This is a genomic window from Candidatus Ozemobacteraceae bacterium, assembly GCA_035373905.1.
Lineage (GTDB): Bacteria > Muiribacteriota > Ozemobacteria > Ozemobacterales > Ozemobacteraceae > MWAR01.
The window spans coordinates 32,977-38,663 of record DAOSOK010000041.1; the positions used below are offsets into that span (position 1 = coordinate 32,977).

A 5,687-nucleotide genomic window follows, 5' to 3' on the forward strand; every position below is an offset into this window, starting at 1 on the left:
CGGCCGGAGCAGGCGGCGGCGAGGATGGATTGGCGGGAGCGTTTGAGGAGGGGGGGAATGGTGGCAAGGCGGGCCTTCACCTCGCCGAGATGAGCCGTAATGCGGTTAAGTCTTGCAGCAAGACGTTTCTGCTCTTCAACTGTCTCTGGTATTTCTAGTTCGTATTCCCCGATTTGCTCAAATGTTACCCGGGGTCGATCACCTCTATTCAAATCGCTAGCAAAACACACAAAATCGTGCTGGCTAAGCGCATATGCAAGAAGTGAACTATCAATGCTTTTTGAGGGTGGAAGAACAATAAATTCACCTGAGCAAATTCCCTCTCGATCTGCACACCAAACTTTGTTCAAATATGGGCGAAGTCGGCCATACAATATGTCACCCGGGAAAAAACGAAAGCCATCAGACTTATAATCACCTGCTCGTTCGAACCGTAAAACACGCCGAGAATGAGATTCAATATTTTCCATGCCAATGAAGGGCATATCAGGTTCCCCTTTTGGAGAAGCCCTTTCACGCCTTGGCTGAGTTAGATCGCATAACCGAACAAGCTTCATAATTTCTCTTGCCCATTTGTTTCTATCATCATCAGTATTTCACGGAGGCCGTCGACGGCGGCTTCGAGTTCGGCGATGGCTTCGGAGGCCAGGGCGTCGGGCTCGGGGAGTTCGTCGGCGTCTTCCAGGGATTCATCCTTGAGCCAGGTGATGTCGAGCTTGTAGCCCCGCTCTTTGATCTCGCTGATGTGGAACCGACGAAACCGGCCCTCGGGCCCGGCATCCGTTCGCGGACTCCGGCCGGCCGGGTCGGCGCCGTAGGCGGCTTCGAACTCCCGGAAATGCTCGCGGGTCAGGGGCCGGGATTTCTTAGTGACGCTCGGGACATTGGCACGTGCATCGTAGATCCAGACCTGTTCGGTCGGGAGCCCCTTCTGGAAGAACACGACGTTGGCTTTGACGCCCTGAGAATACGGCGTGAACGTCCCTCGCGGCAGACGCAGGATCGTATGCAGGTTGCAGTCCTGCATCAGAATCTCGAACACCTCACCGGCCTTGTCCTCGAAGAGACAGTTGTCGGGCAGCACCATCGCGGCCCGGCCACCGGGTTTGAGAATGCTCATGCAGTGCTGGACGAAGTTCAACTGCTTGTTCGAGGTGGCGATGGTGAAATCGTCCCGGTCAGGCACCTGGTTCGCGCCCTTGGTGCCGAACGGCGGATTCGTCAGAATCACGTCGTACCGCTCGCCCCGTTCCGGCTCGTAAATCGTGTCGCCGAGATAGATCGTCGGCGTCAGGCCGTGCAGGAACAGGTTCATCAGGGCCAGCCGACGCGGCCGGGCGACGAGATCCTGCCCGAAATAGGTCCGTTCCCTGATCCGCTTGATCTCGCGCCGGTCGATCGCGCCCTTCGTCTCGCCGATCAGCCATTCCCAAGCACACATGAGGAATCCGCCACTCCCGCAGGCGGGGTCGATGATGGTGAAATCAGCCTTCCCGCGCGGGTCTGGTTTCATAGCACTCACGATAGATTGGATGAGCGGGCGCGGCGTGAAATACTGGCCGGCCCCCTTCTTCCCTTCGGATGCGGCTTTTTCCAGCAGCCCCTCGAACGCCTCACCCTTCACGTCGACGTCGAGCGCAGTCCACTCCTCCTCGTCGATCATGGCAACGAGCTTCTTGAGGTTGACGGGATTGTTGAACCGGGGCATGGCCTGGGCAAAGATGTCGCCCAGCAGCCCCTTTGCATCGCGCAGTTTCTGCAAGATGCCGGTGTAATGGTCGATGAGCGGCTGACCGGAGAGATTCTTCAGGCTTCCCCAGCCGCACCCCTTGGGAATCTCGACTTCCTTCTCGTCGGCCATCTTCAGGAACAGCAGGTACGTGAGCTGTTCGATGTAATCCCCGTAATCGACGCCGTCGTGGCGCAGCGTGTGACAGAAGCCCCAGAGTTTGTTGACGATATCAGACATCGTGGCACCATCGTTTCATTGGTGTAACTCGGCCGCCGCTAACCGCGCGGGTGAGGGTCCCATTGAACACGATGCGGCCGGTTTAGGCAACCATCGCTTCGTTGAGCTGCGACAAAAACTCGTCGAGACGGTCGGAAAAGACTTTTCTGGCGCGGCTGATGCCGCCTTTCCTCTCGAAAATCGGGATCTGCACGAAATCCTCTTTTCCGATGGAGAGGTGCGTGACCAGATGCTCGCGAATGAGGGCGAGCCAGGCCTTCTGCTCCTCGGAAAATGAAGCGCCGCCGCAGACGTTGGCGAGCGCACGGTCGACGCGCTCCGCCGCCGTCAGAAGAGGCTCCTGGGCCATCGCGGCGTGTTTCACCATCGAAATGACATCCACCAACGGCTTCTTGTGAACGATCTCGTGCGCCTTCCGCAGGTCCTCTTCGCTGAATGCCGCGTCCCGCAACAACCGGCGCAGGTCTTCGAGCGTCTCGACGGACCAGCTTTTCGGCTTGTTCAGCAGGACGCGCAACGCGTCGATCTCATCCCGTTTTCCGGCGACAAAGGCGGAAAATTCATAGAGATAATCGGCCGGCACGAGTAGCTTGTCCCCTCGCCGGATCTTGTATTCCGACGTCACCTTATCCGGGGCATCCGGTGCGATCAGGAACGTGCGGGGCGCCCGGGGATAATGCTCGAGAAGCTCCTGGAACTCCTTGTCGCGCAGGATGCCCATGACCGTCGTGAAATCGTTCTTCATCCGGTCGGGAAGACCTTCCGCGAAGGCTCCGATATCGCCGTCGGGAATGAACTTCGCGAACTTGTCCCGGGCCTCGCCCGACATGTCCTTCTCGATGCGGCGCAGCCGGCCGACCAGCCGTCGGACGTTGTACTCACGTTCTATATTCTGCCAGATATTTTCGATGATCTCGGCGATGCCGACCGGCTTCGTTCCCCCACGATCGACCTCGAAGCCTCCGGTATCCTTGAAATACTCGATGAGCGTTCCGCCGAAGCAGTCGAAGATGGTGAAATGGGTTTTGTTGATGTCGGGACACCGGCGCGTGCCGCGTCCGAGCATCTGTTCCCACAGGATGCGGGATTTCACGGGCCGCAGGAACACGATGAACTCGAGAGCCGGGATATCGATGCCGGTCGAAAGCATGTCGACGGAGACGACAACCTTCGGAGCCGGCCGGTTCCGAAACTCGCGAATGCGCTGCAACGGCCGGTCGACGTTCTTGTTCCCGGTGATCTTCTGGACGAATGCATCCCCCTCGCCGAACACCTCCCGGCAGATCGAGACGAGCTGGTCCGAATGAGAGGTGTGCTGGATATCGTTGACGGCGAAGATCAGCGTCTTGGGGAAGCGGCCGGTGCGGGCCTGGTGTTCCCGGGCGTATCGGGCGATTTCCTGGATGATCTTCCGGTTCGACTCGGGCACGGTGATCTTTGATTCTATATCGGTCGATTCATATTTCCGCTCGTCTTCGAGGTGGTCGAGCCGCTGCGTGCCGCTTTTTGTGTCGACGTAATGCACCCGTTCGCCTTCCTTCAGAAACGTGCCTTTGATACGAACTTCCGATCTGATCGCAACGGCGTCGTAGTCGACCAGCCATCCGTCATGGATGGCCTCCTGGACGGTGTAGCGGAACACCGGTTCCCCGAAGACGGCCACGGTGTGTTTGGCCGGTGTCGCGGTCAGGCCGATTTTGACGGCATCGAAGTGATCGATGGTCCTCTGCCAGACGAGATCGTCGGCGGCCGTGTATCCGCGGTGGCACTCGTCGGCGATGATGACGTCGAACGCATGAATTGGGATGTCGAGGCAGTCCGCATCGTCGGTCAGTTCCGGATCGGCCGCATCCTGCGCGAAGCCGCCTTCCCGGCCGAACAGATTGATCGCCATGCGCTGGATGGTACAGACGTAGACGAACGTCTGCGTGCCGTCCGGCCTCGTCAGATAGGCTTCGGGAAGAACCTTCGGATCGAAGGATTCGTTTTCGTCGAAATCTTCGCGCTTGAAGCGCTGGGAATAGACTTCGTATTCCTGGTCGAACTTCCGGCCGTGCGGCGTATTGAACGAGGCCAGCTCACGAACGGCCTGGGCTGCAAGGGCTTTGCGGTCGACGAGGAAGAGGATACGGCGGGCGTATCCGGAAGCCAGGAGACGGTACAGCAGGGCGGCGATGGTGAACGTCTTGCCGGTTCCGGTGGCCATGGCGATGAGCAGAGCCCGCTTCCGCTTTCCCAGGGCGGTTTCGGTATCGCTCACCGCCTGCTGTTGGTAAGGGCGAAGGCGCGCGATGTCGGTTACGGGCGTTGTCTGAAGCCATGACAGGGCCTTCTGCTGGTCGCAAGCGGCCATGTCGACCAGGGCGGCCGGGGTGTGAAGATTTCCGATCTGCCGGGAGAGCGCCTTGTCATCGCGAATATCGATGAACCAGTGCGTTTCCCCGTTGGACGAGTAGAGGAAGGGAACCCGATACCCCTGCCAGTTGCCGGAAGCGACGGTCGCACCAAGCGAATACCGTTTTGCCTGTTCGAGGACATTCTGGGGGCCGACGGCCAGGCGCTTGGCTTCGAGGATGCCGAGCCAGGCTCCACCGACGAACAAAGCGTAATCCGCCGGCCCGTTCTCGGTGGGATACTCCCGCACGGCGTGGGCAGTCAGCGAGGCATGAACAAGGCCTTCTTCATGATCGACGATCGACCAGCCGAGAGCGCGCAGTTTCGTGTCGATGCGCACTCGGCGGGTTTGCCTCTCGGATTCGTCGGTGTATGATTGCCGGTTCATCTCGATTCGACTCAAAAGAGATTCGGACACCGGCCGTTTTGAGGAGCCGGTGTCCGAAGTATTTTATCAAAGAATCTATGTTATTGCATCAGGCGGGCTGGCCGCAGTCGGGGCAGCCTTTCCAGCCGGCTTCCATGGGGCGGCCGCATTTGCGGCAGGCGTTCTTCAGATGGCCGAGACAGAAGGGGCAGAAGGTGAAGGAGCGGCCGATCGACTTCTGGCAGTGGGGGCAGGGCATCTGATTCTCGGGCTTGAGATGCTTGGGCACGGAAGGCTGGCTCGCGATGCGCTCATCCTTGTCGCCGATCAGGCTGACGGCGAAGATGGCGGCGGTGCGCACGTCTTCGGACGGGTCGGCGATCAGCTCCATCAGCGGCGGCAGGGCGCGGCGGTCGCCCATCGAGCCGAGGGCCTGGCAGGCGGCGGCGCGCACCGACGAGTGCGGGTCGTGGAGCGAGTCGAGCAGGCGACCGAACACCTTCGGCTCGTTGCTGCGTCCGAGCACGCGCACGGACCAGTAGCGGGCGTCGACGTTAGGGTCGGCGGCGGCGGAGAGGAGTTCCTCGCCGACGTCGAGGCCCTGTTCCCAGATCGCGTCGGCGGCGGTTTTGCGGATTATCCAGGTCTTGTGCGAGAGGTAGCCGACGAGCACCTTCTGGGCATCGCGCGTCTCGATCATCGCGATCGCGCGGATGGCCTCGAGCTTCGACTCCTCGGGATCACGGTCGACGATTTCGCAGAAAGTGCGGAGCAGCGCCGGATCGCAGTTGACGGCGACGAGCTTGATGACCCAGTATTTTGCCTCGACCGAGGCGCTGTGCAGGGCCTTCAGGACCGCCTCGGGGTTGAGGTCGTGAATGAGGGTCAGGCTGTCGTACGTCGCCTTTCGGACAGGCCAGTTTTTCTCCTCGAGGAGGGTGAGAAGCGCCGGCACCA

At 60.1% G+C, this 5,687-nt stretch carries 4 protein-coding genes; all 4 read right to left on the minus strand.

The annotated features are described in order from the left end of the window. On the minus strand, positions 1–485 hold a 485-nt coding region (locus tag PLU72_17105), incomplete at its 3' end, for a restriction endonuclease subunit S (protein HOT29898.1). A gap of 68 nt (positions 486–553) precedes the next feature. Continuing rightward, positions 554–1,969, minus strand: a complete 1,416-nt coding sequence (locus tag PLU72_17110) for a class I SAM-dependent DNA methyltransferase (protein HOT29899.1) — start codon at positions 1,967–1,969, stop codon at positions 554–556. An 82-nt stretch (positions 1,970–2,051) separates the two neighbouring features. Further along, the gene (locus PLU72_17115) at positions 2,052–4,751 is read right to left on the minus strand and encodes a DEAD/DEAH box helicase family protein (GenBank protein ID HOT29900.1); all 2,700 of its coding nucleotides are present in this window, start codon (positions 4,749–4,751) and stop codon (positions 2,052–2,054) included. 88 nt (positions 4,752–4,839) lie between these two features. Further along, a partial coding sequence (locus tag PLU72_17120) for a HEAT repeat domain-containing protein (protein ID HOT29901.1) occupies positions 4,840–5,687 on the minus strand: 848 nt, incomplete at its 5' end.